Consider the following 24,340-nt stretch of genomic DNA (forward strand, 5'->3'; position numbering starts at 1 on the left):
GTCATGTCGATGACATGAGGGCTTCCTAGACTGGCCTCGACGACCCGCACCCGCCGGGTCCTTCGAGAACAGGGAACACCTTCGAATGACGCGAACCATCCGGGTCCACACCGCACTGAGCGCCGAGCAGTTGAAGTTTCGCGCGATGCGGGGACAGGAAGGCCTCTCCAGACTCTTCGAGTTCGAGGTCGACATGGTCAGCACCAGCTTCAACCTCGACCTGAAGACGCTGCTGGGCACCTCGCTGAGCATCGAGGTCTCGGACGATGCCGGCCCGCGCTTCCTCAACGGCACCGTGGTGCGCTTCGAACTGCTGGGCCGTGCCAACGAGACCGGCCGCCACTACGTCTACCGCGCGCTGGTGCAGCCCTGGCTCTGGTACCTCACGCGCACCACCGACAGCCGCATCTTCCAGAACAGGAGCGTGCCCGAGGTACTCGACGAGGTGCTCGGCAAATACGGCTTCGAATACGAGAAGCGCCTGACCGGCAGCTACCGCACCTGGGAGAACTGCGTGCAGTACCAGGAGAGCGACTTCGCCTTCGCGAGCCGCCTCATGGAGCACGAAGGCATCTCCTACCACTTCGAGCATTCGAACGGCTCGCACCTGCTGGTGCTGGCCGACGATGCCGGCGCCTACCGGCCGCTGCCCGGCTACGCCAGCATCCCGTACCGGCCGCGCGACCGCGTGGTCGACGCGCTCGAGCCCTGCATCGACCGCTGGCGCGTGGCCGAGCAGATCACCTCGGGCCGCGTGATGCTCGACGACTTCGATTTCCGCAAGTCGCGCGCCTCGCTGCAGAGCGTGCAGCAGGACCCCAAGGGCCACGACCATGCTTCGTACGAGGTCTACGAATGGCTGGGCGGCTACAGCGAGCACCAGCAGGGCGACACCTATGCGCGCATCCGGCTGCAGGAGCTGCAGTGCGCGCACGAGCTGGCCGCGGGCCACACCAACGTGGCGGGCATGGCACCGGGCTACCTGTTCTCGCTCACGCATTGCCCGCGCGAGGCCGACAACCGCGAGTACCTGGTCACCGAAACCCGCTACGACCTGCAGGAGCCCGAGTACTCGAGCGGCGGCAGCGCCGAATCGGTGTGCGAGTTCGACTTCACCGTGCTGCCCTCCTCCGTGGCCTACCGACCCGCGCGCAAGACGCCGCGCCCGCGCACCAACGGCCCGCAGACCGCCACCGTGGTCGGCCCGCAGGAGATCTGGACCGACCGCTTCGGCCGCGTGAAGCTGCAGTTCCGCTGGGACCGCTATGGCCAGGCCGACGAGAACAGCTCCTGCTGGGTGCGCGTGTCCAGCAGCTGGGCCGGCGCGAACTTCGGCACCATGCACATGCCGCGCGTGGGCCAGGAGGTCATCGTCGACTTCATCGGCGGCGAGCCCGACCGACCGATCATCACGGGCCGCGTCTACAACAGCGACCAGATGCCGCCGTGGGAACTGCCGGCCAACGCCACGGCCAGCGGCATCCTCACGCGCTCGAGCGAAGGCGGCGCGGCCAACCAGGCGAACATGCTGCGCTTCGAGGACCGCACCGGCGCCGAGCAGATCCTGCTGCATGCCGAGCGCAACCTCGACGTGGAGGTCGAGGCCGACGAGACCCACACCACCGACGGCACGCGCACCACGCTGATCAAGGGCCACGAGTCGGCCACCTACCAGGACGGCGAGACGCGCGACATCACCGCGGGCGCGCAGGAGACCATCACCGGCGGCGACACCCGCGACGTGACCGGCGGCTTCAACGAGACCATCAGCGGCGGCGTCAACCAGCGCATCACGGGCGGCAAGAACCGCAACCTCGCGGGCGGCCTGAACGACACCATCACGGGCGGCGTGAACCTCGCGATCACCGGCGGCTTCCACGGCACCATCGACGGCCAGGAGATCCGCTTCGTGAGCGGCGGGCGCAACGACACCATCAACACCGTCAACAACACGACGGTCAACGGCCCCTCGACCACCATCGTGACCGGCCCGACGGTGCACACCTCGCCCGACGTGACCTTCAACACCACGAACCACGTCCACAACACGACGCAGCACGTCATCAACACCAACGTCTACAACACGACGTCGACCACCTACAACAACACGACCAACAACTACACCAACAACTCCACCGTCTACAACAACAACTACGCCTCGAGCGGCGACTGGCGGCTCGCGCGCGTGGGCGGCGTGGGCTTCCGGCTGAGCCTGGTGGGCATGTCGCTGGACGTGTGGGGCGCGCGGCTGCAGTACTACGCGGCGCTCAATGCGCAGCTCGCGACAGTCAAGATCGACGTGGCCATCTTCTCGATGAAGAACGCGCCGCTGAAGATCAGCACCACGGGCCTGAAGATCGCCAACAAGGGCATGCTGATCGCGACCGGCGGCCTGGCGGCGAAGTTCAAGGTGCTGACACTGGTGGCCTGACGAAGCGAACGAATGGAAATTCTGCTGTGGATCGTCTTCGCGGTGCTGATGGGCTCGATGCTGCTGGTCGCGGTGTCGGTCGTGATCGCGGCCACGCGCGAGAACCGTATCTATTCGGCCGAGGCCAGGACCTGGGAGCGGCTGGCGCAGACCGGCATTCCCGCGCAGGCCGTGGTCGAGTCGCTCAAGCGGTCCGAGAATGAACTCTCGCGCGGCGGCTCGCAGGGCCAGACCGTCTATGCCGTCGAACTCGCACTGCGCGTGCTCGGCACCGACGCCGTCGTGGAAGAACGACGCGCCGTCGTGCGCACGCTGATCGACGAAGGGCTGCTGCCGCAGTTCGCGGTGCCCGGCAAGCCGGTGCACCTGCTGCGCGATCCGAACGACGCCTCCATCTTCGCCATCGACCGCGCGCGCACGCCGCTCGAGATTCCGCGCGCCTCGCACTGAGCGCGCGTCCTTCCGTGAAAACAGTCAAACCCCTGCGGCTGAGCGTCATCACGCGCCCCTTCCTGCGCCAGGGCCACCAACGCCTGGCGCTCACGGTGATGGGCATGGTGTCGATGGACGAGCAGCCGGTGCTGCTGCCCGAGACCGAATTCTGGAAGACGGTCTCCGAGGAGCTGGGCCCCACCGGCGCCATCGACCTCGGCATGCCCAAGGCCTGCGCCGAGTTCCTCGCCACCGGCCATGCCTACACCCATCACCAGGCCGAGAAGACGGCCTGCGCGGTCGAGCTGCGCGTGGGCGCGCTGGCGCGGCAGCTGGTGGTGTTCGGCGACCGCTACTGGATCGACGGCCGCGCGAGCGCACCGCAGCCCTTCGAATCGATGCGGCTGGACTGGAGCCGCGCCTACGGCGGTCCGGCCTTCGCCGACAACCCGCTGGGCATCGGCCACCAGCCCGAACTCGTGAACGGTTTGTGGGTGCAGCGCTTGCCCAACGTCGAGCATCCGCAGCGCCGCATCGACCATCCGGGCCGCACGATGGAGCCGGCCTGCCCCGGCGCGATCGACGTGAGCTGGCCCGCGCGCATGCGGCTGATCGGCAGCGACTACGGCGCGCACTGGCGCGAGCACCTGTTCCCCGGCTTCGCGCAGGACATGGACTGGCGGCTCTTCAACGCCGCCGTGCCCGAGCAGCGCTGGCCCCAGGCCGACCGCATCGCGGGCGGCACTCCCTACGAGATCTTGAACATGCATCCCGCGCGGCCCGTGCAGCACGGCCGGCTGCCCGACTGGCGCGCGCGCGGCTTCGTGGCGCGCAGGACGCAGGCCGGCAGCGACGAGCCTGGCCACTTCGACGAGGTCGAGCTGCGGCTCACCACGGCCTGGTTCTTCCCGCACCGCGAACAGATCGCGCTGATCTTCCATGGCGAGACCGCGATCGCCGAGGACGACGCCGCCGACATCACGCACCTCATGCCCGCCATCGAGCGCGCCGCCGATGCACCGCGACCGCTGGCCCACTACCTCGAGATCCTGCAGCGCCGCAGCGATCCCGAGACCGGCGCGCTCCACACCTTCCGCGACGAGGAACTGCTGCCCGCCGAGACCATCGGTCCCTGGCTCGACCAGCTCGAGGAAGAGGAATCGCCGCTGGTGCGCAACATGCGCGAACGCGCGCGCGTGCTGCGCGAAGACCTCGCCGACAAGGGCGTGGCCGCCGGCCACAAGCCGCGCCACTTCAAGGAGCGCGTGGCGCCCGAGCCCTTCACCAGGCGGCCGAGCCTCAGCGAACTGCCCGCGTTCATGGAGCGCGCCAAGGCCTACGAGCGCGAACAGTTGCAGAAGCTCGAGGACGGCCGCCGCGACCTCGCGCGGCAGGCGAAGGCCAACGCGCCCGAGTCGCGCAAGGTCGGCTTCGACACCGGCGAGATGGTCGACGGCGCGCAGCGCACCGAGGTCAAGGGACCGCCGGCCTTCGATGCGAAGACCGTGATGCAGGGCCTGCTGGGCATCGCGCCCGCCACGCGCAGCCCGCAGATGCCGCCCGAGCAGCAGCGCGCGCTCGAGCAGGCGGCCGAGAACGGCCGCCGCGGCCTGATCGACATGTACCGGCTCGGCGCCCAGCACCAGAGCGCCGCCGATGCGATGGACGGCACCCGCGCGGCCGAGGCGCGCGAACGCGTGCTGCAGCTCATGGCGACCACGCGCGATCTCTCGGGCCTGGACCTGACCGGCGCCGACCTCTCGGGCATCGACCTGCGCGGCGCCCGGCTGCACCGCACCCTGCTCGAAAGCGCCTCGCTCGCGGGCGCGCAGCTCGACGGCGCCGATGCCACCGAGGCGGTGCTGGTGCGCGCGAACCTCGCGCATGCCTCGCTGGCCCACTGCGTGCTCGATCGCGCCAACCTGAGCCTCGCACGCTGCGAGCGCACCTCGTTCGCGCATGCCCGGTTGCACGAAACCACGAGCGAGAAAAGCCGCTTCGACCACTGCGACTTCGGCGGCGCGCGGCTCGCGCACCTGAACCTGTTCGGCATGCATTTCGAGGGCTGCCGCTTCGACGATGCGCACTTCGACTACGTGACCGTGCTCGAAGGCAGCCGGCTCGTGGACTGCGGCTTTCGCGGCGCGACGCTGCACAAGTTCGGCCTCATTGCCTGCGAGGTCGAGGGCCTGGACTTCGCGGGCGCTTCGCTCGAAGCCTGCGCCTGGGCCCACACCGTGGCCGACCGGCGCGTGAGCTTTCGCGGCGCCACGCTGCGCACCACCTGCTTCGTCGGCACCAGCAGCCTGCGCACGGTCGATTTCGAAGGCGCCACGCTGGTCCATTGCAGCCTGCGCGAGATGCAGCTCGAGGGCGCGCGCTTCGTGCGCGCCACGCTCGACACCTGCGATCTCTCGGGCTGCGTGCTGACCGGCGCCGACCTCGGCGCCATCGATGCGCCCGACAGCCTGTTCATCCGCGCCGACTTCACCCAGGCCTCGCTGCGCGGCGCCAACCTCATGAATGCCCATCTGCAGAAATCCCGCCTGCTCTCCTGCGACCTGCGCGAAGCCAACCTGTTCCGCGCCGACGTCTCGCAGACCGTGATCGACACGGTGACCGACACCCACGGCGCCTACCTCGAACAGGCCAAGACGCTGCCGCGGCGCGCGGCGGACCCGGTGCAATGACGCCGGAGACCCTGGCCCTGAAACTGCGCGGCGGCGAATTCATCGAGCGGCAGGATTTCCAGGGCATGCGATTCGATGGCCTGGACCTCAGCGGCGGCGCCCTGCGCGACTGCGATTTCTCCAACGCCAGCCTGCGCGGCGCGAAGCTCGCCGAGTCGGCCTTCGATGCCTGCCGCTTCGACGGTGCCGTGCTCGACGGGGCCGACCTGCAGCGCGCGGGCTTCCACCGCTGCAGCCTGGCGCGCGCGAGCCTGCGCGGCGCCACGATGAGCCGCGCGGCTTTCGGCGATTGCGAGCTGCACGAGGCCGATGCCGCCGAGGCCAAGGCCGATCTCGCGGCTTTCCACCAGAGCCGGCTCGATGGCGCGAGCTTCGCGGGTGCGGACCTCACGAAGGCCGTGTTCGGCGAATCGAGCCTGGCCGGCACCCGCTTCGACGCGGTGGCGCTCGACACCACCGTCTACTACCGCGCCGCGCTGCGCGACGCGCGCTTCACGGGCGCCAGCTTCCACAACGTGATCTTCAGCGAGGCCGATCTCGCGGGCCAGGACTTCTCGGGCCAGCAGTTCCGGCTCTGCCAGTTCATCGATGCCGACCTCGGCGGCTGCAACTTCGACCGCGCGACGCTGGTCCAGTGCAACTTCAAGGGCGCGAAGCTCGCGCGCGCGGTGCTCACCGCGGTGCATGCGCCGCAGTGCCTGTTTCCCGAGGCCGACCTGCGCCAGGCCGATGCGCGCGGCGGCCATTTCGACCAGAGCCTGTGGGTTGGTGCGCGGCTCGACGACGCCGACCTGTCGGATGCGCGGCTCGAGCAGTGCGTGTTCCATCGCGCGCGGTGCCGCCGCACCTCGTTCGCGCGCAGCCGGCTCGTGTATGCGGACTTCGCCTATGCCGACCTCGGCGAGGCCGACCTGCGCGGCGCCTTCTTCGAGCGCACGCAGATGCACCGCGCGCTGCAGTCCGGCACCCGATGGGGCGAGCGCGGCGGCGTGCTCGACAGCGACCCGGCCCTGTTCGAGGCCGAGCGCTTCTCGGCCGCGCGCCAGGACCGGCCGCAACGCGCGGGCCGCGACGGTTTCGGCCGGCCGTTGCCTTCCACTTCCGACGACCTCGAGGACCTCGCACCATGAGCCCCGCCGCCCTGCGCGAACGCGCCTCCGCTCCTACCGCGCACCACGCACCGGACATGCAGGCCTTGCTGCGCCGTCCACTGCCCGCGCCCGCCGCCTGGACCGGCAACGCCCTCGGCACCGTGCTGCAGGCCTTGCCCGGCGATGCCTTCCTCGTCGAGGCCCAGGCCGGCGGCGAACGCTGGCAGTGCCCGCGCGCCGCGAGCTGCCTGCTGCAGCCTTCGGTCGGCGACACGGTGCTGGTGGCCGGACCGCGGCGCGACCAGGCCTACCTGATCGCCGTCATCGTGCAGGCCGATCCGGCGCACTCGCGGCTGGCCGTCGAGGGCGTGCTCACGCTGCAGGCCGGCACCCGGCTCGAACTGGCCGCGCCCGAACTCGATCTGCAGGCACGCAAGGCAGAGGTCGAGATCGGCGAGATGGACTACCGCGGCGGCGAAGTGCGCATCACCACACTGATCGCGCGCTTCGTCGGCCGCACCTGCGAGACCGTGCTCGACCGGCTCAGCGTGCTCACGCGCTCGAGCTTCAGGCTCACCGAGGAGGTCGAGCAGGTGCGCGCGGGGCAGATCGACTACCAGGCCGAGGAGACCCTGCGGCTGCATGCGAAGAACACGCTGGTGAGCAGCAAGGGACTGGTCAAGGTGGATGCCGAGCAGATCCACATGGGCTGACCCGCGCCATCGACCACCGACGACAGCCAGAAAGGAGCAGCCACCATGTTCGCCAATGCACAGATGATGGGCGTCGACCTCGCCTTCCCCGACGTCTGCAAGACGCCACCGGCCTTGCCCATCCCCTACCCCAACATCGCGCTGGGCCCGACCGCGATTCCCAACGCCTGGAACATCCTCTACGGCGGCACGCCGGCCCACAACATGGCGACCGTCACGCCGATCACCAACGGCGACAACGCGGGCGTGCTGATGGGCGTGGTCTCGCAGACGGTGATGGGGCCTTCGCGCCACATCACGGGCGCCTTCACCGTGCTGCTCAAGGGCACGCCGTGCACGCGCATGACCAGCCTGTCGGTGCAGAACCGCTGCAACATCGTCGGCATGCGGATCGTGCCGAGCCAGTTCAAGGTGCTGGTGCTGGCGGCCTGAGCCTTCGACGGCCGGGCTGGTGCTACTCCGCCTTCACGCCCGCGGTGCGGATCACCGCGCCCCACTTCGCGGTCTCCGACGCGATGAAGGCATCGAACTCCTCGGGCGTGCCGCCGGCCGGAAAGGTGCCCATCGCATCGAGCTTCGCGCGCGTCTCGTCGCTCTTGATGATGCGCGCCACCTCGTCCGACATGCGCTTGACGATCTCGCGCGGCGTGCCGGCCGGCGCGAGCATGCCGGCCCAGGTGCTGCCGGTGAAGCCCGCGAAGCCCTGCTCGATGAAGGTCGGCACGTCCGGCACCGCGGGCTGCCGCTTGTCGCCGGCCACGCCGATCAGCCGGATCTTGCCGGCCTTGGCCTGGTTGATGAGCCCGGTGGGCGCATCGAAGAAGAGCTGGATCTGCCCGCCCATCAGGTCGGTCAGCGCCGGCACCGCGCCGCGGTACGGGATGTGGATCATGTAGGTCTTGGTCAGCGACTTCCACAGCTCGGTCGTGAGGTGCGCGGCCGAGCCGTTGCCCGACGAGCCGAAGCTCACCTTGCCGGGATTCGCGCGCGCGTAGTCGATCAGCTCGCGCGCGGTCTTGAACGGCGCGTCGAGGTTGACCGCCGCGAGCAGCGGCGACACGCCCATCAGCGACACGCCCGCGAGGTCCTTGCGCGGGTCGTAGGGCAGCTTCGGATAGAGCGATGTGTTGGCCGCATAGGCCGCGATCACCACGCCGAAGGTGCTGCCGTCGGGCGCGGCCTTGGCGACCGCATCGACGCCGATCAGGCTGTTGGCGCCGGGCTTGTTGTCGATCAGCACCGGCTGGCCCAGCCGCGTCTGCAGCCCGATCTGCACCAGCCGCGCCATCTGGTCGGTGAAGCCGCCGGGCGTGTAGGGCACGACGATGCGGATCGGCTTGTTGGGCCAGGCGCTCTGCGCGAGCACCGGCAGGCCGAGCGTGGCGGCCGCACCGGCGGCGGAGGTGGCGATGGCGAAGCGGCGGCGCGACATCAGGGCATGGGGCATCGGGAACGGTCTCCTGCTTGTTATGCGCCGTCCGGGGCGGACGGCATGCGGGCCATTCTCGAAGCGCGGGCCGCGTGCCCGTTCAGGGTTTGCCCGGCGCCGCTCAGAGCGGCAGGATCTCGGCCGCGCTGCCGCGCGCCAGCCATTCCCGCAGTTCGTCCGAAAGCCGCTGGGCCTCTCGCGTGGCCCGCGTCCAGGCCGCGATGCGCGCCTGCGCGTCGTTCTGGAAATGGATGAAGTCCTTGCGATCGGGCAGCTTGCCGTTGGGCAGCGTCTTCACCCAGTCGGGATCGGGCGCCAGCACCACCATGCGGTCGAGGAAGCCCGTGGACTTGTGGCGCCAGCGCAGCCCCTTGTCGAGCCAGCCCGGCACCACCGCGCGCTGGAAATGCGGGTACAGCACCAGGCCGTCGTCGACCGGCTGGTAGTCGAGGTGCAGGTGGTAGTCGGTGATGCCGCCGTCCCAGTAGGCGCCGCGCGGCGCGCCCGGGATGTCGTGCACCGCGGCCAGCAGGAACGGGATCGAGCACGAGGCCTGCAGCACCAGGTTGAAGTTGTCCTCGCGCAGCGCATGCTGGCGGGTGCGGAAGTCGCGCGTGCCGAAGGGCAGCTCGGCGCCGGGCGTGGAGAACACGCAGCGCTCGAGCCAGGCGCCCAGGGTCTTGCGGTGCACGCTGTTCGAGGCGAAGGCGCCGAGGTAGCCGACCGGCGTGCGCGCCCTGCCCTCGCGCCCGAGGATGTGGCGCCCGCGTGAGGTCACCACGTGCAGCCGGTAGCGCGGATGCGCGAGCACCTCGCCGATGCGCCCGCCATAGAAGGCCTGCAGGCTCTCGGCGAAGCGTTCGCTCAGCTGGTGCGGGCTCAGCCGCTTCTGCCCCGGCGGCACCTCGAACTGCTGGCGCACGTAGTCGTGCTCGAAGCGCTCGAAGGCCGCGACCGGATCGCCGAGGCAGGCCGTGGCCAGCCGCCAGGCGCCGATCGACGCGCCCACCAGGTGCACCGGCTGGCTGGACTGCGTGAGCCACTCGCCGAAGACGAAGCGGTCGATCGGCCCGAGGATCAGCCCCTTGGGACCGCCGGCCGCGCCGGGGATCGTGCGCACATCCTGCGGCCGCAGGCCCTGGACCTCGATGTGCCGGCGCGCGGCGGGGCCGGCGTAGATGCGCAGGGCTTTCATGGCTTGCCGTGCTCGAAGGGGTTGAGCAGCGCGACACCGAAGTTCGCGAAGTCGGCGACGTTGCGGGTCATGGCATCGATGCCGAACGGATTCATTTGCTCTCTTCGCTCAACGCGGCAATGGAGGAACCCGCCTGCGCGCGACTCCGCGCTCGGGAGTCAGAAACTCGGTGCGCGCATCGGCGGCAAGCAGCAGCGCCTTGAGCGACAGTCGGGCCGAAGCACGCGAACGCGACCACTGCATGGCAGGAACGAGCACGGCCACCGGGGTGCCACGCTCTGTCACTGTTTGCGGCCCCTCTGTCCGGCAGGCCTCGATGAGCTCGTCAAAACGTGCCTTCGCATCTCGCACTGACCAGGTTCTCACAGACACCCCTTCAGACTGGCTCGACGTTAGGCGCTTCGCGGCACCGCCTACTTGCGCAACCCCTGCAGCTTCGCAAACGCATTCGCCATCTGCCCCGAGGGCTGCGGCGTGTTGTCGCGGCGCGGCTGGTGGCCGCGGCCGGCGCCTTCGAAGCGGTTGTCGCGCGGGCCGTCGCGGCGCGCGGGCGCGGCGTCGAGCTTCATCGACAGGCCGATGCGCTTGCGCGCCACGTCGACCTCCATCACCTTCACCTTGACGATGTCGCCGGTCTTCACGACCTCGCGCGCGTCGTTGACGAACTTGTGGCTCAGCTGGCTCACGTGGACCAGGCCGTCCTGGTGCACGCCGAGGTCGATGAAGGCGCCGAACTGGGCGACGTTGCTCACGGTGCCCTCGAGGATCATGCCCTCCTGCAGGTCGGCGATGTCCTCCACGCCGTCGTTGAAGCGCGCCACCTTGAAGTCGGGGCGCGGGTCGCGGCCGGGCTTCTCGAGTTCGCCGAGGATGTCCTTGACGGTGATGACGCCGAACTTCTCGTTGGCGAACAGCTCGGGCTTGAGCGTCTTGAGCATGTCGGCGCGGCCCATCAGCTCGGCGATGGGCTTGCCGGTCTTGACGATGATCTGCTCGACCAGCGGATAGGTCTCGGGATGCACGCCGGTGACGTCGAGCGGATCGGTGCCGCCGCGGATGCGCAGGAAGCCCGCGCTCTGCTCGAAGGCCTTGGGGCCGAAGCCCGTGACCTCGAGCAGCTGCTTGCGGGTGCCGAAGGCGCCGTTGGCATCGCGCCAGCGCACCACGGCCTTGGCCACGGCCGAGGACAGGCCCGAGACGCGGCTCAGGAGCGGCACGCTCGCGGTATTGAGGTCCACGCCCACCGAGTTCACGCAGTCTTCGACCACGGCCTGCAGGGTGCGCGCGAGCTCGCTCTGGTTCACGTCGTGCTGGTACTGGCCCACGCCGATGCTCTTGGGGTCGATCTTCACGAGCTCGGCCAGCGGGTCCTGCAGCCGGCGCGCGATGGAGGCGGCGCCGCGCAGGCTGACGTCGACGTCGGGCATCTCCTGGGCCGCGAATTCGCTGGCCGAGTAGACCGAGGCGCCGGCCTCGCTGACCACCACCTTGTCGACCTTCATCTCGGGCGCGCCGGCCTGGGCCGCCATCTTGGCGAGCAGCTTGATCAGGTCGGCCGCGAGCTTGTCGGTCTCGCGGCTGGCGGTGCCGTTGCCGATCGCGATCAGGTTCACGCCGTGCTTGGCGCAGAGCTTGCCGAGGGTGTGCAGCGACCCCTCCCAGTCCTTGCGCGGTTCGTGCGGGAACACGGTCGCGGTCTCGACCAGCTTGCCGGTGGCATCGACCACCGCCACCTTCACGCCGGTGCGGATGCCGGGGTCCAGGCCCATCACCACGCGCGGGCCGGCCGGCGCGGCCAGCAGCAGGTCGCGCAGGTTGTCGGCGAAGACCTTGATCGCGACCTTCTCGGCGTCCTCGCGCAGGCGCGTGAACAGGTCGCGCTCGGTCGACAGCGCGAGCTTCACGCGCCAGGTCCAGGCCACGCACTTGCGCAGCAGGTCATCGGCCGGGCGGCCGGCATGGCTCCAGCCCAGGTGCAGCGCAATGCGGCCTTCGGCGACGCTGGGCTTGCCGGGCTCGGGCTCCACCGGCAGCACCAGCTTGGCGTCGAGGATGTCGAGCGCGCGGCCGCGGAACACGGCCAGCGCGCGGTGCGAGGGCACGCGGCCGATCGGCTCGTCGTAGTCGAAGTAGTCGCGGAACTTGGCGACGTCGGCGTTGTTCTCGTCCTTGCCGCTCATCAGGCTGGACTTGAGCAGGCCTTCGTTCCAGAGCCATTCGCGCAGGCGCTGCACCAGCACGGCGTCCTCGGCCCAGCGTTCCGAGAGGATGTCGCGCACGCCGTCGAGCACGGCGGGCACGGTCGAGAAGTCGGGGCCGGGCTTGCCGTCGTCGAGCGTGGTGGCGGGCTGCAGGAAGGCCTCGGCCTCCACGGCGGGATCGAGCGTGGGGTCGGCCAGCAGCTTGTCGGCCAGCGGCTCGATGCCGAACTCGCGCGCGATCTGGCCCTTGGTGCGGCGCTTCTGCTTGAACGGCAGGTAGAGGTCTTCCAGCTCCTGCTTGGTCGGCGCGAGTTCGATCGCGGCGCGCAGTTCGGGCGTGAGCTTGCCCTGTTCGTCGATGGCCTTGACCACCGCGGCGCGGCGGTCCTCGAGTTCGCGCAGGTAGCTCAGGCGCGCCTCGAGCTCGCGCAGCTGGGTGTCGTCGAGGCCGTCGGTGGCTTCCTTGCGGTAGCGCGCGATGAATGGAACCGTGGCGCCCCCGTCGAGCAGTTCGACGGCGGCCTTCACCTGATGCTCGCCCACCTTGATTTCGGCGGCGAGCTGGCGAATGATTTTCTGCATTGCTGAGTGGCGTCCCTGTCGCTGCGACCGGCCGGCCGGTCGCGTTGGTCGAATGAAGCGCGCGAGTTTGCCATAGTGAAAATGGCGTCCAGCCACCGGGCGCGGACACTTGTCCGACCGCTCCACGCCCCCACCTCCCCACCGTGCAACCACCCTCCTCCCCTGGCCCGCGCCGGCCGCCGTCCCGCTTCGGCAAGTTGTTACGGACGGTGTTCGCCGTGCTGCTGGTGCCCTTGCTGCTGTTCGAGGAATGGGGCTGGGAACCGCTGGCCGCGCTCGCGGCGCGGCTGGCCCGGCTGCCGCTGTGGGCGCGCGCCGAGGCCTGGCTGCGCGGCCTGCCGCCCTGGGGCGCGCTCCTGGCCTTCCTGCTGCCGGTGCTGCTGCTGTTGCCGGTCAAGGTGCTGGCGCTGTTCCTGTTCAGCCATGGCCACGCGGGCAGCGGCGTCGCGGTGCTGGTCGCGGCCAAGCTGGCCGGCACCGCGGTGGTGGCACGGATCTTCCAGCTCGTCGAGGGCACGCTGATGCGCATCCCGCTGTTCGCGCGCTGGTATCCGCGCTGGAAGGCCTGGAAGGACCGGGTGCTGGGCCTGGTGCGGCAGAGCCGGCCCTGGCGGCTGGTGCATGCCTTCAACCGGCGTGCGCTGCGGGCCTGGCGGCGCCTGCGCGGGGTTTGAGGCGCGCGCCTATTTTTACCCGGGTATATTGATGAATTCAATTTAACCCGGGTAAAATTGACGCCATGACACTTTCCCAGGAATCACGGCGCGCCCTCACCCGGCAGTACAAGGACAGCACGCTCCCCGCCGGCGTGTTCGCGATCCGCAACCTGAAGACGGGCCGGGTCTATGCCGCGGCCGCGCTCGACATCGTGGGCGCGATGAACCGCCAGCGCTTCGAGCTGAACCTGCGCAGCCACCGCAACAAGGCGCTGCAGCAGGACTGGATCGCGCTGGGCGCCGAGGCCTTCGCCTTCGAGGAACTGGCGCGCGTGAAGGAGCGCGACGACCCGGCCTTCGACCGCGCGGCCGAGCTCGAGGCGCTGTTCGAGCTCTGGGCCGAGGAGTCCGGCTGCCATGGCGCGCAGGGCTACAACGGCCCGGCGCGACCGCGCGCCTGAGCCTTCGCCGGTGCCCGCCGTCCCCCTCGCCTTCCTCATTCGCCGGGCGCAAGAAAAGTCAGGCTTTCTTCATTGCGCCCGGGTAAATTACCGCTCCGCCTCCATGACCCTCGAGACTTCCTCCCTCCCGGCCTGCGCCGATCCCGCGTCCACCCTGACTGCCTTCGCCGGCTTCCACCGCATCGCACGCGGCTCGCGCGCCGAGCTGGTCGCCGCGCTGCGCGCGCGCACCGACGACACGCCGTACCTGGTGTTCGATGACCAAAGCGGCGCGCAGATCGACCTCGACCTGCGCGAGCCACCGGCGCCGGCCGGCGAGCCGCCGCGCGGCGTCGGCCGCCCCAAGCTCGGCGTGGTGGCGCGCGAGGTCACGCTGCTGCCGCGCCAGTGGGAATGGCTGGGCCGCCAGCCCGGCGGCGCCTCGGTCGCGCTGCGCCGGCTGATCGACGAGGCACGCCGCGTCAACGCGGGGCGCGATGCCGCACGCGCGGCGCGGGAAGCCACCTACGGCGTGATGACCGTGCTGGCCGGCAACCTGCCCGGTTTCGAGGAAGCCATGCGCGCCCTGTTCGCGCTCGAGCGCGAACGCTTCGAGCAACACATTTCGACCTGGCCCGAGGACCTGCGGGCCCACCTCCAAGAACTCTCCGGCGCGAGCTGGACCCACGAATGAACGCCAAGACAGACACAGCCCCCAACCCGAGCGGCCTCCAGGGCACGCCCGTGGCACCCGTGGGCGCGCCGCGCGCCCTGTGGAAGACCTTCCTGTTCTTCCTCGCCCCCATGCTCTTGAGCAACATCCTGCAGTCGCTGTCGGGCACGCTCAACAACATCTACATCGGCCAGATGATCGGCGTGACCGCGCTGGCCGCGGTCTCCAGCTTCTTCCCGGTGTTCTTCTTCTTCATCGCCTTCGTGATCGGCCTGGGCGCCGGCGCCTCGGTGCTGATCGGCCAGGCCTGGGGCGCGCGCGACGTCGCCCGCGCCAAGGCGGTGGCCGGCACCACGCTGAGCGTGGGCATCCTGATGGGCCTGGTGATCGCGGTGTTCGGCGGCGCCTTCACCACGCCGCTGCTGGCGGCGCTGGGCACGCCGCCCGACGTGCTGGCCGAGGCCACGCGCTATGCCCGGATCATGCTGATCGCGATGCCCGGCGTGTTCGTGTTCCTGATCTCGACCGCGATGCTGCGCGGCGTGGGTGACACCGTCACGCCGCTGCTCACGCTGCTGATCTCCACCACCATCGGCATGCTCGTCACGCCGGCCCTGATCCGCGGCTGGGGCGGCCTGCCGCAGCTCGGCGTGACCAGCGGCGCCTGGGGTTCGGTGCTCTCGTTCCTGGTCGCGACCCTGTGGCTGGGCTGGCGGCTGCGCCGGCGCAACAGCCCGCTCGCGCCCGACGCGGTCTTCCTGCGCAGCATGCGCATCGACCCGCTACTGCTCAAGACCGTGCTCAAGGTCGGCGTGCCCACGGGAGTGCAGATGATCGTGGTGGCGCTGGCCGAGGTGGTGCTGCTGTCGCTGGTCAACGGCTACGGCTCGAGCGCCACGGCCGCCTACGGCGCGGTCAACCAGGTCGTGGCCTATGTGCAGTTCCCGGCCATCTCGATCGCGATCACGGCCTCGATCCTCGGCGCGCAGGCCATCGGCGCCGGCCGCGCCGACCGCCTCGGCGCCATCGCGCGCACGGCGCTGATGATGAACCTGCTGCTCACCGGCGGCCTGGTGCTGCTGGGCTACCTGTTCTCGCGGCCGCTGATGGGCTTCTTCATCACCAGCGCGCCGGTGATCGAGATCGCCCAGGAGCTGCTGCACATCATGCTGTGGAGCCTGGTGATCTTCGGCATGGCCTCGGCGCTGTCGGGGATCATGCGCGCCAGCGGCTCGGTGCTGGTGCCCACGCTGATCTCGATCGCCTGCCTGCTCGGCCTCGAGGTGCCGGTGGCCTGGTTCATGAGCCACCGCATCGGCCTGGACGGCATCTGGTATGCCTACCCGGTGACCTTCGGCGCGATGCTGCTGCTGCAGACCGCGTACTACCAGCTGGTGTGGCGCAAGAAGGCGATCAAGCGGCTGGTGTAGCGATCAAGCGCCGTCGAAGGCCTTCTTCACGGTGGCGATGTCGAGCTTGACCATCTTCATCATCGCTTCCATCGCGCGCTTGGCCTTCGCGGGATCCTTGTCCTGGAACATCCGGATGATCGCGTCGGGCGCGACCTGCCACGAGACGCCGAAGCGGTCGGTGAGCCAGCCGCACTGCACCGGCTGGCCGCCGCCCTCGAGCAGCTTGTCCCAGTAGTGGTCGACCTCGGCCTGGGTCTCGCACCTCACGTACATCGAGATGGCCGGGGTGAACTTGTACTCGGGGCCGCCGTTGAGCACCATGAACGCCTGGCCGTCGAGCTCGAAGGTGGCGGTGAGCAGCGAGCCCTTCTTGGCCGGGTTGACGTCGCCCCACAGCAGGGTGTCGGTCACGCGCGAGTTCGGGAAGATCGCGCTGTAGAACTTCAATGCCTCCTCGCCATTGCCGTCGAACCAGAGGCAGGGAACGATTCTTTGCATGGGTATCTCCTTGGAGCTTGATTGATGAACCTGCAAGTTCAGTATCGAAGCTGCGCGCGGCTGCTGTCAACCCGGGCGATGCCCTTCAGCCGTAAGTGTTCGTGCGGCCCGCAAGCGGCAGCCGAACGCTGAAACCCACGCCGCGCCCCGGCGCCAGGCCGTCGACGATGGCCACCTCGCCACCCATGCGGTGCACCGCCTGTTTCACGATCGCGAGGCCCAGGCCCGAGCCCGGCGTCTCGTGCGCGCCGGCGCCGCGGTGGAAGCGCTCGAACACCCGCTCGCGCTCGGCCGCGGGAATGCCGGGCCCGTCGTCGGCCACCAGCAGCGCGAGGCGGCCGTCTTCCACATGCAGCGTCATCGCCACCTGCGCGCCGTCGGGCACATGGCGGATCGCGTTGTGCAGCAGGTTCTCGAGCACCGACTGCAGCGCCGGCACGTCGACCTCGGCCCGCAGGCTGTCGGGCGCCTCGAGCGCCAGCTCGATGCCGCGCGCCATGGCCTGCGGCGCCGCCTGCGCGAGCAGCCCGCGCGCGAACTGCGCCACGTCGACGCGCTTCGGGGCCGAAGGCTGCGCATCGTCGAGCAGTGCCAGGTCGAGCAACTGCTGCGTGAGATGCGAGGCGCGCGCGATCGCCTGCTCCAGATGCAGCTGCGCGCGCTCGCGCTCGGCGGCATCGGCCGCGCCCGCCAGCGCATGGGCCTGCGCGGCGATCACCGCCATCGGCGTGCGCAGCTCGTGCGCCGCGTCGTGCACGAAGGCGCGCTCCTGCGTGAGCTTGTCGCGCAGCTGGCGCAACATGCGCTCGAGCGCCGAGGTCAGCGGCTTGAGCTCGGCCTGGGGCGGGTCGTAGCCGATCGGCGACAGGTCGCTGCTGCCGCGCCGCGCGATCAGATCGGCCAATCGCTGCAGCGGCCGCAGCCCGAGCCGCACCGCCAGCCACACCGGCAGCAGCACGATCGGAAAGGCCAGCAGCAGGTAGGGCAGCAGGCGCGTGGCGTTGCGCTCGAGCACCCACCAGCCCGTGATGCGCGGCTCGGCGAGCTGCAGCCGCCAGCGGCCGGCCTCGCTGCCGTGGACCCAGTACGAGACGCCATCGAAATCGCGCTCGATCACCTGCGGCGCCGGCGCATCGAGCACCCGGTCGCCGAGCGAGGCCGAGCGGTAGAGCACCGCGCCATCGTCGCGCCGGCGCAGTTCCATCCACACGCTGCCACCCGGATTGCCGCTGATGCGCAGGGTCCTGAACTGGGTCGCGGTCGAACGCATCACGCCCACCGCCTGCGCGTCGCTGTCGACCTCGCGCAGCGAGGCGCTCATCGCGCGGCCCAGCTTCTTCAGCCCCTGGTCGACCGCGAGCGCCTGGCGGAACTCGACGTAGAAGTAGGCCAGCAGCATCAGCCAGACGCCGACGAAGGCGATCAGCATCGCGGCCAGCACGCGCCGGCCGATGCTGGGGCCGGGCCATGCGAACGACAGACGGTTCATGGCGTCAACATGTAGCCCACGCCGCGCACCGTGTGCACGCGCGTGGCGCCGATCTTGCGCCGCAGGTTCGACACGTGGACCTCGACCGCCGCGAAGTCCAGCGGCTCGCCCAGCGGTTCCAGCCGCTGCGCGAGCACGCCCTTGGCGACCACCGCGCCGGGCTCGCGCGCCAGCTCGAGCAGCAGCCTGAATTCGCGCGGCGACAGCTCGAGCGCGCTGCCCGCGAGCGTGGCCTGGTGGCGCCGCGGCGCGATCGACAGCGGCCCCAGCGTCCAGACCTCGCTGGCCTGGCGCGCCGAGCGCCGCAGCACCGCGCGGATGCGCGAGATCAGCTCGGCGGTGGCGAAGGGCTTGATGACGAAGTCGTCGGCGCCGCCATCGAGGCCGGCCAGCCGGTCCTCGACCGCCGAGCGCGCGGTGATCACGATCACCGGCACCGTGCCGCCCGCGCCGCGCCAGCGCGCCAGCAGTTCGAAGCCGTTGCCGTCGGGCAGCGAGAGGTCGAGCAGCACGCAGTCGAACACGGCCGCGTCGGGCACGCGCGGCGCGTCGCGGGCGCGACGCAGCCATTCGCTCGTGAGGCCGTCCACCTTGAGCGCGGCCTGCAGCGCGCGGCCCAGGTCGAGGTCGTCTTCGATCAGCAGGATGTGCACGCGGCGATTGTGCGCGCGCCGACCTTCGGGCCAGCCAAAGACAGGGCGCGCCATCTTTGGCTTCGCCCAAGGTCGGGCTTCGCACAATCGCCGGCCACCGTCTCCAGGAACCGGAACCATGCGCCGCGACTTTCGCCCCACCGCCCTGCTCGCCCTGGCCTGCGCCGCCGGCGCGCTGCTGCTGTCCGCCTGCGCCACCGCGCCCACCCATCCGGCGCTGGCCCAGGCCAGCCAGGACCGGACGCTGCCGCCGCTGGTGCCGATGCGCCGCTTCGTCGCCAATGTCGACACGGTCGGCGGCCATGTGCTGTCGCCCGACGGCCGCAAGCTGCTGTGGGTGCAGACCGTCGGCACCGACGTGGGCCTGGCCGTGCGCGACAGCGCCGACGCGGCCACGGTGCAGTCGGCCAGCACGCGCAGCTTCGCCACCGGCACGCTCGCGAGCGGGGCCGCCTACGCCTGGCTGCCCGACAGCCGCCACATCGCCTACCTCAAGGACGCGAGCGGCGACGAGAACACGCAGATCTTCGTGCTCGACAGCCAGTCGCCCGAGGCCCGGCCCTGGGCTGTCACGCCCTGGCCCGGCGTGCGCTCGACCGGCGTCATCGGCGGCGCGCCCGGCAGCCCGAACTTCTTCTTCGCGAGCAACCGCAACGACCGCACCAGCCTCGACCTGTTCGAGGCCGATCCGCGCACCCGCAGCGTGCGCGAGGTGGCGCGCGGCGAGCCCGGCAGCCGCGTGGTCGCCTGGTACGTCGACACCCGGCGCGAGCTGGCCGCGCGCATGCGCCAGCTCGGCAGCGTCGACGGCTCCGACCTGCTGGTGGAACTGCGCCAGGCCGACGGCAGCTGGCGCCCCTTCAAGACCATCGAGGCCTTCGATGCCTACGCGCCGCTGCGCATCGACCGCGAAGGCGGCCGGCTATGGGCGCTCGGCAACATCGGGCGCGACAAGCTGGCGCTGGTCGAGGCCGACCTCGCCACCGGCGCCGAGAAGGTGCTGGCCGAGGATGCGCAGGTCGACCTCGGGGCCGTCTACTTCCCGCCGAACGAGGGCGCGCCGCAGGCCTGGACCTCCGAGCCCGGCCGCCCACGCATCCGCTACCTCGACGCCACGCTCGACGCGGAGGTGGCCGCCGCCATGAAGCTCGCACGCGAACGCGGCTGGCTCGCCGCCGATCCCGTGGCCGCGCGCCCGCAGAGCAGCGCGCTCGGCCAGCGGCGCATGGTGCTGCGCGCCGTCACCGAGACCGGCGGCATCGAACTGCTGCTCGACCGCGACAGCCACGCCCTCACGCGGCTCACACCGCCGCCGAGCGAGCACGCCGAGCGCTTCTTCTCGCCGAGCGAGCCCTTCTCCTTCGAAGCCTCGGACGGCCTGCGCATCCACGGCTACCTGGCGCGCCCGCGCGGCGTGCGCGGCCCGGCGCCGCTGGTGGTCTACATCCACGGCGGCCCCTGGATCCGCGACCACTGGCAACCCGCGGGCTTCAACACCGTGCAGATGCTCGCCAACCGCGGCTATGCGGTGCTGCAGGTCAACTACCGCGGCTCGGGCGGCTACGGCCGCGCCTTCATGCTGGCCGGCGCGGGCCAGACCAGCGGCCGGCTGCAGCAGGACATCGCCGAGGCCGCGCAGTGGGCCGTCGACCAGGGCGTGGCCGATCCGCGGCGCATGGCGGTGCTCGGCGCCAGCTTCGGCGGCTTCTCGGTGCTCGCGCAGCTGATCCGCAAGCCGCACGACTACCGCTGCGGCATCGACATCGTCGGCGTGGCCAACTGGCCGCGCGTGATCGAGAACTGGCCGCCGTTCTGGCGCAACCGCCACTACTTCGCGCGCTTCTTCGGCGACGTGAACCAGCCCGAGGAACGCGCGCGCATGCTGCGCGATTCGCCGGTGTCGCAGCTCGAGCGCATCGAGGCGCCGCTGCTGGTGATCCACGGCGCCAACGACGTGCGCGTGCTGCGCCAGGATTCGGACGACGTGGTGGCCGAACTGCGCCGGCTCGGCCGGCCGGTGGACTTCCTGAGCTTTCCCGACGAGGGCCACAGCGTGCGCAAGTGGCGCAACCGGCTCGCGCTGTGGCGCAAGGTCGAGGACACGCTGGCCGGCTGCCTCGGCGGACGCAGCAACGGCTTCGACTTCTACGAGCTGATGCCGCGCTCCTGAGGCCTACCAGCGGTAGGTGGCCGTGGCCGTCGCGGTGCGCGGATAGCCGTAGTAGCAGTTGCCGTAGCCGCAGTTGGCGATGTAGGTCTTGTTGGTGAGGTTGCGCAGGTTCAGCGCCAGGGTCCAGCGATCGATGTCGTAGCCGAGCATGGCGTCGAGCACCGTGGATGCGGGGACCTTGCTCGGTCGCGTGGCTTCGCCGTCGCCGTGGTTGGTGCCGGTGTAGCGCGCCCCGAGTCCGACCTTCAGGCCGTTGGAAAAGCGGTAGTCGGCCCAGACCGAGAACCGGTGGCGCGGCACGGCCGTGGCCTGCTTGCCGATCTCGTCTGGATTGCTGCTGGCCGTGACGATGGCGCGCGGCGTGTAGCTGTAGGAGGCCGTGAGGTTCATGCGCGGCGCGACCTCGGCCGTGGCCTCGAGCTCCAGGCCGCGCACCGAGATCTCGCCCGTCTGCCTGGGCTTGGCATCGCCGTCGAAGCTGATGTAGTTCTTGCGCCGCAGGTCGAAGACGGCCGCGCTGTACATCGCCTTGCCGCCCGTGGGCTGGTAGCGCACGCCGGCCTCGAACTGCTTGCCGCTCTCTGGCTTGAAGGGGTCGCCCGAGACCGGGTCGATGGTGGCGGTCGGCGCGAACGACTCCGAGTAGCTCAGATACGGCGCCCAGCCGCTCGGATGCAGGTAGACCAGGCCGGCGCGGCTGGTGAACTTGTGGTCGCGGATGCGCTGGGTCGAGCCGTCGAGGCGGCTGAAGACCGTGCTGTCGGCCGTGTCGTAGCGACCGCCCACGGTCAGCGACCAGCGCTCGCCCCACTTGACCTGGTCCTGCAGGTACAGGCCGGTCTGCGTCAGCCGGGTGATGCCGTCGAAATACGGCGCGGGCAATTCGATCGGCCCGCCGTACACCGGCGCATGGATGTTCAGCGGCGACGCGCTGCCACCGCTGAAGGTGACCTGGTCGATCCGGGTGCGCTGGTAATCGAGCCCGACCAGCACCTTGTGCTGCGCCTCGCCCGTGCGGAAGTCGGCCTGCGCCTGGTTGTCGAGCGCCACGGCGGCGATGTTCTCGCGGCTGCCGAACACGCTGCGCGCCATCTGCTGGAAGTTGACCGGATCGTTCGGCACCTCGGGGTTCAGCGCATTGAAGCCGCGCAACTGCGTGCCCGTGTAGTCGAGCTTCTGGTGCGCATAGCGTGCGTTCTGCCGCACCGTCCAGGTGTCGTCGATGCGGTGCTCGAACTGGTAGCCGACCATTTCCTGGTCCTGGTCGAAACGGTCGAAGCCGGGTTCGCCGACGAACAGCCTCGAGGGAATGAAGCTGCCGATCGCCGTCGGATCGAGCGAGCCGACCTGCGGCCGCGCGCGCGTGTAGACGCCGCTGCGCGTGCGCGTGAACTGGGACAGCAGCGTGAGCGTGGTGTCGCTCGACGGCTTCCAGGTCAGCGAGGGTGCGATGTAGCTGCGGTCGTCGGCCTCCCTGGCCGCCGGCAGTTGCGCATCGCGCAGCAGCCCGGTGATGCGATAGAGCAGCTTGCCGTCGGCATCCAGGGCGCCCGAGAAATCGCCTGCCACCTGCTTGCGGGCGTGGTCGCCCAGCTGCAGTTGCAGCTCGTGCACCGGCTCCGCCGTCGGGCGCTTGCTGACCACGTTCACCACCCCGCCCGGCCCGCTCATGCCGTAGAGCACCGACGAGGGCCCGCGCAGCAGCTCGATGCGCTCGGCGCCGTAGTTCTCGGTGCGCCACACGCCCCAGGTGCTGTTGTTGCGCAGCGGCAGGCCGTCGAGGTAGAAGCCCGGCGAATAGGCATCGAAGCCGCGCAGCGAGATCCAGTCGTAGCGCGAGTCGGCGCCGTAGGTGGTGGTCGACACGCCCGGCGTGTAGCCCAGCGCGTCCTTGAGGTTGGCGGCGCCCATGGCCTCGATGCGGTCGGCCGTGATCACCGAGATCGACTGCGGCGTCTCGATGATCGGCGTGTCGGTCTTGGTGCCGGTGGCGCTGCGCCGGGCCACGTAGCCCTGCACGCGGCTGGTGGCGCTCTGCTCGCCCTCGGCCTGCACGGTGACGGCCGGCAGCGACGCATTGGAAGCGCCCGGCACCAGCGTGCGGATGACCACGGCGTTGCCTTCCACGCTGGCCGCAAGGCCGCTGCCGGCCAGCAGCTGGTCGAGCGCCTGGCGCGGTGCGAGCCGGCCCGAGACTGCCGGCGCGGTCTTGCCCGCCACCAGGCTCTGCTGCACCACGAGCTGCACGCCGGTCTGGCGCGCCCAGTCGTTGAGCGCCTGGGCCAGCGGCTGGGCCGCGATGCGGATCGGCACCGGGTCGGCCGGCAGCGCCTGGGCCGATGCGGTCAGGTGGGACAGCGCGAGCGCCAGGGCCAGAGCCAGCGGTGCCGGCTTCGATGTCAAGCAGTTCATCTACGTTTCCAGATTTCGAATACAAATGGTTCTCATCTGGGTTGACGCACGATGCGCGGGAAATACCGTAGTCCCGCCGAAAATTTTTTCCGGCGCCGCTCTCGTCTCAGTGCGCGGCGACCAGCTCGGTGACCGCGCCCGCCTCTTTCAGCCGCACCGGCAAGGCGCTCGGCAGCGCGCGGCGCAGGGTGCGCGGATCGCGCGGATCGAAGGTGCCGGTCAGCCGCAGCGCCGCCACGGCCGGATCGTTCACCACCAGGCCGGTGCTGCCGTAGCGCTCGAGCTCGGCCAGCGCGCGCGCCAGCGGCGTGTCGACGAAGCTCAGCCGGTGCTCGCGCCAGGGCGCGATGCCCTCGGCCGGCACCGCCGCCACCGTGCCGAGCAGGCCCTGGGCATCGCTGTCGAGCTGCTGGCCCGCGACCAGGAACACCGCCTCGCGCAGGCTCGCGGCCGAGGGCGCGGCCCAGGCGCCATCCTGCGCGCGCTCGCGCCGCGCGACCCGCACCCGGCCCTCCTCCACCGACACCCGCGTGCCGTCCGCGCCGTCGATCCCCGGCGTGTGGCGCACGGCGAAACGGGTGCCCACCACGCGCACCTCCAGCGGCCCGGCCAGCACCGAGAACGGCCGCTCGGCATCGGACTGCACGGCGAACACCGCCTGTCCCTCGAGCAGCCGCACCTCGCGCCGGTCGTGGAACAGCTGCACCTCGATGCGGGTCGCGGTGTCGAGCCGCAGCCGCGTGCCGTCGGGCAGCGGCAGTTCGAGCTGTTGGCCGCGCCGGGTGGCGAAGGCCTGCACGAACACCGGCTGCGCCTGCAGCTCGCGCCAGCCCAGGTAGCCGGCGCCGACGGCCATGCCGGTGGCAGCCAGCGCCAGCGCCGGTTTCATGAAGCCGCGCCGCGTGGGCGCGGTCGCGCGGCCCGCGAAGCCTTCGCGCCAGCCGGCCACGGTCGCGGCCGGGATCGCGTCGACGGCCCGCCAGCGCGATTCCCAGGCACGCCAGGCCTCGCCGCGGCGCGAATCGGCCACCAGCCAAGCCTGGAACTCGCGCTCCTCGCCGGCGCTCCAGCCCTCGCGCTGGCGGCGCACGAACCAGTCGAGCACCTGCTCTCGCAGGCGCGATGCGTCTTCCGGTGATGGCGTCGAGGTCATGTGGCGAGGGCGTCCCTGGG

General features: G+C 70.5%; 20 protein-coding genes. 11 read left to right on the forward strand and 9 right to left on the reverse strand.

Annotation, left to right across the window (positions count from 1 at the left end):
* Positions 1-85: 85 nt before the first annotated feature.
* Genes AC1HIL_RS20330 through AC1HIL_RS20355 form a run of 6 tightly spaced genes read left to right on the forward strand, consistent with a single transcriptional unit; the run spans position 86 to position 7,789 of the window.
* On the forward strand, positions 86-2,431 hold the full coding sequence (locus AC1HIL_RS20330; RefSeq protein ID WP_296731411.1) for a type VI secretion system Vgr family protein: 2,346 nt from the start codon (positions 86-88) through the stop codon (positions 2,429-2,431).
* Between the two features lie 12 nt (positions 2,432-2,443).
* Entirely contained in the window at positions 2,444-2,881 is a 438-nt protein-coding gene (locus AC1HIL_RS20335) for a hypothetical protein (RefSeq protein ID WP_057590260.1), read from the forward strand.
* A 14-nt stretch (positions 2,882-2,895) separates the two neighbouring features.
* Positions 2,896-5,553 (forward strand): DUF2169 family type VI secretion system accessory protein, encoded by a 2,658-nt coding sequence (locus tag AC1HIL_RS20340; RefSeq protein ID WP_479669870.1) that lies wholly within the window; start codon positions 2,896-2,898, stop codon positions 5,551-5,553.
* The gene (locus AC1HIL_RS20345) at positions 5,550-6,683 is read left to right on the forward strand and encodes a pentapeptide repeat-containing protein (RefSeq protein WP_479669871.1); all 1,134 of its coding nucleotides are present in this window, start codon (positions 5,550-5,552) and stop codon (positions 6,681-6,683) included. Before AC1HIL_RS20340 ends, AC1HIL_RS20345 begins: the two co-directional genes overlap by 4 nt.
* The gene (locus tag AC1HIL_RS20350) at positions 6,680-7,357 is read left to right on the forward strand and encodes a DUF3540 domain-containing protein (protein WP_479669872.1); all 678 of its coding nucleotides are present in this window, start codon (positions 6,680-6,682) and stop codon (positions 7,355-7,357) included. The genes AC1HIL_RS20345 and AC1HIL_RS20350 overlap by 4 nt, the downstream gene beginning before the upstream one ends.
* Positions 7,358-7,402: 45 nt before the next feature.
* Positions 7,403-7,789 (forward strand): DUF4150 domain-containing protein, encoded by a 387-nt coding sequence (locus AC1HIL_RS20355; protein ID WP_057590264.1) that lies wholly within the window; start codon positions 7,403-7,405, stop codon positions 7,787-7,789.
* Positions 7,790-7,811: 22 nt separating this feature from the next.
* Here the strand turns inward: AC1HIL_RS20355 and AC1HIL_RS20360 are convergent, their stop codons facing one another.
* From AC1HIL_RS20360 to AC1HIL_RS20375, 4 genes are all read right to left on the reverse strand, one after another.
* Positions 7,812-8,804 carry a tripartite tricarboxylate transporter substrate binding protein gene (locus AC1HIL_RS20360; RefSeq protein ID WP_479669873.1) on the reverse strand — a complete coding sequence of 331 codons (993 nt, stop codon included), beginning with the start codon at positions 8,802-8,804 and terminating at the stop codon, positions 7,812-7,814.
* Positions 8,805-8,907: 103 nt separating this feature from the next.
* Positions 8,908-9,981, reverse strand: a complete 1,074-nt coding sequence (locus tag AC1HIL_RS20365) for a patatin-like phospholipase family protein (protein ID WP_479669874.1) — start codon at positions 9,979-9,981, stop codon at positions 8,908-8,910.
* A 108-nt stretch (positions 9,982-10,089) separates the two neighbouring features.
* The gene (locus tag AC1HIL_RS20370; protein WP_296731439.1) at positions 10,090-10,353 is read right to left on the reverse strand and encodes a type II toxin-antitoxin system Phd/YefM family antitoxin; all 264 of its coding nucleotides are present in this window, start codon (positions 10,351-10,353) and stop codon (positions 10,090-10,092) included.
* Positions 10,354-10,394: 41 nt separating this feature from the next.
* A complete protein-coding gene (locus AC1HIL_RS20375; protein ID WP_479669875.1) occupies positions 10,395-12,764 on the reverse strand; it encodes a Tex family protein in 2,370 nt (789 codons plus the stop codon).
* 209 nt (positions 12,765-12,973) lie between these two features.
* On the opposite strand from AC1HIL_RS20375, the gene AC1HIL_RS20380 reads away from it, so the two are divergent.
* From AC1HIL_RS20380 to AC1HIL_RS20395, 4 genes are all read left to right on the forward strand, one after another.
* Positions 12,974-13,438 (forward strand): hypothetical protein, encoded by a 465-nt coding sequence (locus tag AC1HIL_RS20380; RefSeq protein WP_479672775.1) that lies wholly within the window; start codon positions 12,974-12,976, stop codon positions 13,436-13,438.
* A gap of 65 nt (positions 13,439-13,503) precedes the next feature.
* Complete coding sequence (locus tag AC1HIL_RS20385; protein WP_413763523.1) at positions 13,504-13,881, forward strand: GIY-YIG nuclease family protein; 378 nt, start codon at positions 13,504-13,506, stop codon at positions 13,879-13,881.
* 103 nt (positions 13,882-13,984) lie between these two features.
* A complete protein-coding gene (locus AC1HIL_RS20390) occupies positions 13,985-14,554 on the forward strand; it encodes a DUF2239 family protein (protein WP_057590270.1) in 570 nt (189 codons plus the stop codon).
* On the forward strand, positions 14,551-15,963 hold the full coding sequence (locus tag AC1HIL_RS20395) for an MATE family efflux transporter (protein WP_409976467.1): 1,413 nt from the start codon (positions 14,551-14,553) through the stop codon (positions 15,961-15,963). The genes AC1HIL_RS20390 and AC1HIL_RS20395 overlap by 4 nt, the downstream gene beginning before the upstream one ends.
* Before the next feature lie 3 nt (positions 15,964-15,966).
* On the opposite strand, the gene AC1HIL_RS20400 is transcribed toward AC1HIL_RS20395, so the two are convergent.
* From AC1HIL_RS20400 to AC1HIL_RS20410, 3 genes are all read right to left on the reverse strand, one after another.
* Positions 15,967-16,443: a VOC family protein gene (locus AC1HIL_RS20400; protein ID WP_057590272.1), complete on the reverse strand. Its 477-nt coding sequence runs from the start codon at positions 16,441-16,443 to the stop codon at positions 15,967-15,969.
* An 85-nt stretch (positions 16,444-16,528) separates the two neighbouring features.
* Entirely contained in the window at positions 16,529-17,932 is a 1,404-nt protein-coding gene (locus tag AC1HIL_RS20405; protein WP_479669877.1) for a sensor histidine kinase, read from the reverse strand.
* Positions 17,929-18,585 (reverse strand): response regulator, encoded by a 657-nt coding sequence (locus AC1HIL_RS20410; RefSeq protein ID WP_261205713.1) that lies wholly within the window; start codon positions 18,583-18,585, stop codon positions 17,929-17,931. Before AC1HIL_RS20410 ends, AC1HIL_RS20405 begins: the two co-directional genes overlap by 4 nt.
* Positions 18,586-18,703: 118 nt before the next feature.
* Here AC1HIL_RS20410 and AC1HIL_RS20415 point away from each other — a divergent pair, with 118 nt between their 5' ends.
* Positions 18,704-20,755, forward strand: a complete 2,052-nt coding sequence (locus tag AC1HIL_RS20415; RefSeq protein WP_479669878.1) for a S9 family peptidase — start codon at positions 18,704-18,706, stop codon at positions 20,753-20,755.
* A 3-nt stretch (positions 20,756-20,758) separates the two neighbouring features.
* Here the strand turns inward: AC1HIL_RS20415 and AC1HIL_RS20420 are convergent, their stop codons facing one another.
* Together AC1HIL_RS20420 and AC1HIL_RS20425 are read right to left on the reverse strand one after the other, a co-directional pair.
* On the reverse strand, positions 20,759-23,167 hold the full coding sequence (locus AC1HIL_RS20420; RefSeq protein ID WP_479669879.1) for a TonB-dependent siderophore receptor: 2,409 nt from the start codon (positions 23,165-23,167) through the stop codon (positions 20,759-20,761).
* Between the two features lie 106 nt (positions 23,168-23,273).
* Positions 23,274-24,320 (reverse strand): FecR family protein, encoded by a 1,047-nt coding sequence (locus AC1HIL_RS20425; RefSeq protein WP_479669880.1) that lies wholly within the window; start codon positions 24,318-24,320, stop codon positions 23,274-23,276.
* Positions 24,321-24,340: the final 20 nt, after the last annotated feature.

This window comes from Variovorax sp. ISS6 (genome assembly GCF_056523145.1).

Coding starts and splice junctions, on each gene's coding strand:
- AC1HIL_RS20330 (WP_296731411.1), top strand. CDS start 86: ATGACGCGAACCATCCGGGTCCACACCGCACTGAGCGCCGAGCAGTTG.
- AC1HIL_RS20335 (WP_057590260.1), top strand. CDS start 2,444: ATGGAAATTCTGCTGTGGATCGTCTTCGCGGTGCTGATGGGCTCGATG.
- AC1HIL_RS20345 (WP_479669871.1), top strand. CDS start 5,550: ATGACGCCGGAGACCCTGGCCCTGAAACTGCGCGGCGGCGAATTCATC.
- AC1HIL_RS20350 (WP_479669872.1), top strand. CDS start 6,680: ATGAGCCCCGCCGCCCTGCGCGAACGCGCCTCCGCTCCTACCGCGCAC.
- AC1HIL_RS20355 (WP_057590264.1), top strand. CDS start 7,403: ATGTTCGCCAATGCACAGATGATGGGCGTCGACCTCGCCTTCCCCGAC.
- AC1HIL_RS20360 (WP_479669873.1), bottom strand. CDS start 8,804: ATGCCCCATGCCCTGATGTCGCGCCGCCGCTTCGCCATCGCCACCTCC.
- AC1HIL_RS20365 (WP_479669874.1), bottom strand. CDS start 9,981: ATGAAAGCCCTGCGCATCTACGCCGGCCCCGCCGCGCGCCGGCACATC.
- AC1HIL_RS20375 (WP_479669875.1), bottom strand. CDS start 12,764: ATGCAGAAAATCATTCGCCAGCTCGCCGCCGAAATCAAGGTGGGCGAG.
- AC1HIL_RS20385 (WP_413763523.1), top strand. CDS start 13,504: ATGACACTTTCCCAGGAATCACGGCGCGCCCTCACCCGGCAGTACAAG.
- AC1HIL_RS20390 (WP_057590270.1), top strand. CDS start 13,985: ATGACCCTCGAGACTTCCTCCCTCCCGGCCTGCGCCGATCCCGCGTCC.
- AC1HIL_RS20395 (WP_409976467.1), top strand. CDS start 14,551: ATGAACGCCAAGACAGACACAGCCCCCAACCCGAGCGGCCTCCAGGGC.
- AC1HIL_RS20400 (WP_057590272.1), bottom strand. CDS start 16,443: ATGCAAAGAATCGTTCCCTGCCTCTGGTTCGACGGCAATGGCGAGGAG.
- AC1HIL_RS20405 (WP_479669877.1), bottom strand. CDS start 17,932: ATGAACCGTCTGTCGTTCGCATGGCCCGGCCCCAGCATCGGCCGGCGC.
- AC1HIL_RS20415 (WP_479669878.1), top strand. CDS start 18,704: ATGCGCCGCGACTTTCGCCCCACCGCCCTGCTCGCCCTGGCCTGCGCC.
- AC1HIL_RS20420 (WP_479669879.1), bottom strand. CDS start 23,167: ATGAACTGCTTGACATCGAAGCCGGCACCGCTGGCTCTGGCCCTGGCG.
- AC1HIL_RS20425 (WP_479669880.1), bottom strand. CDS start 24,320: ATGACCTCGACGCCATCACCGGAAGACGCATCGCGCCTGCGAGAGCAG.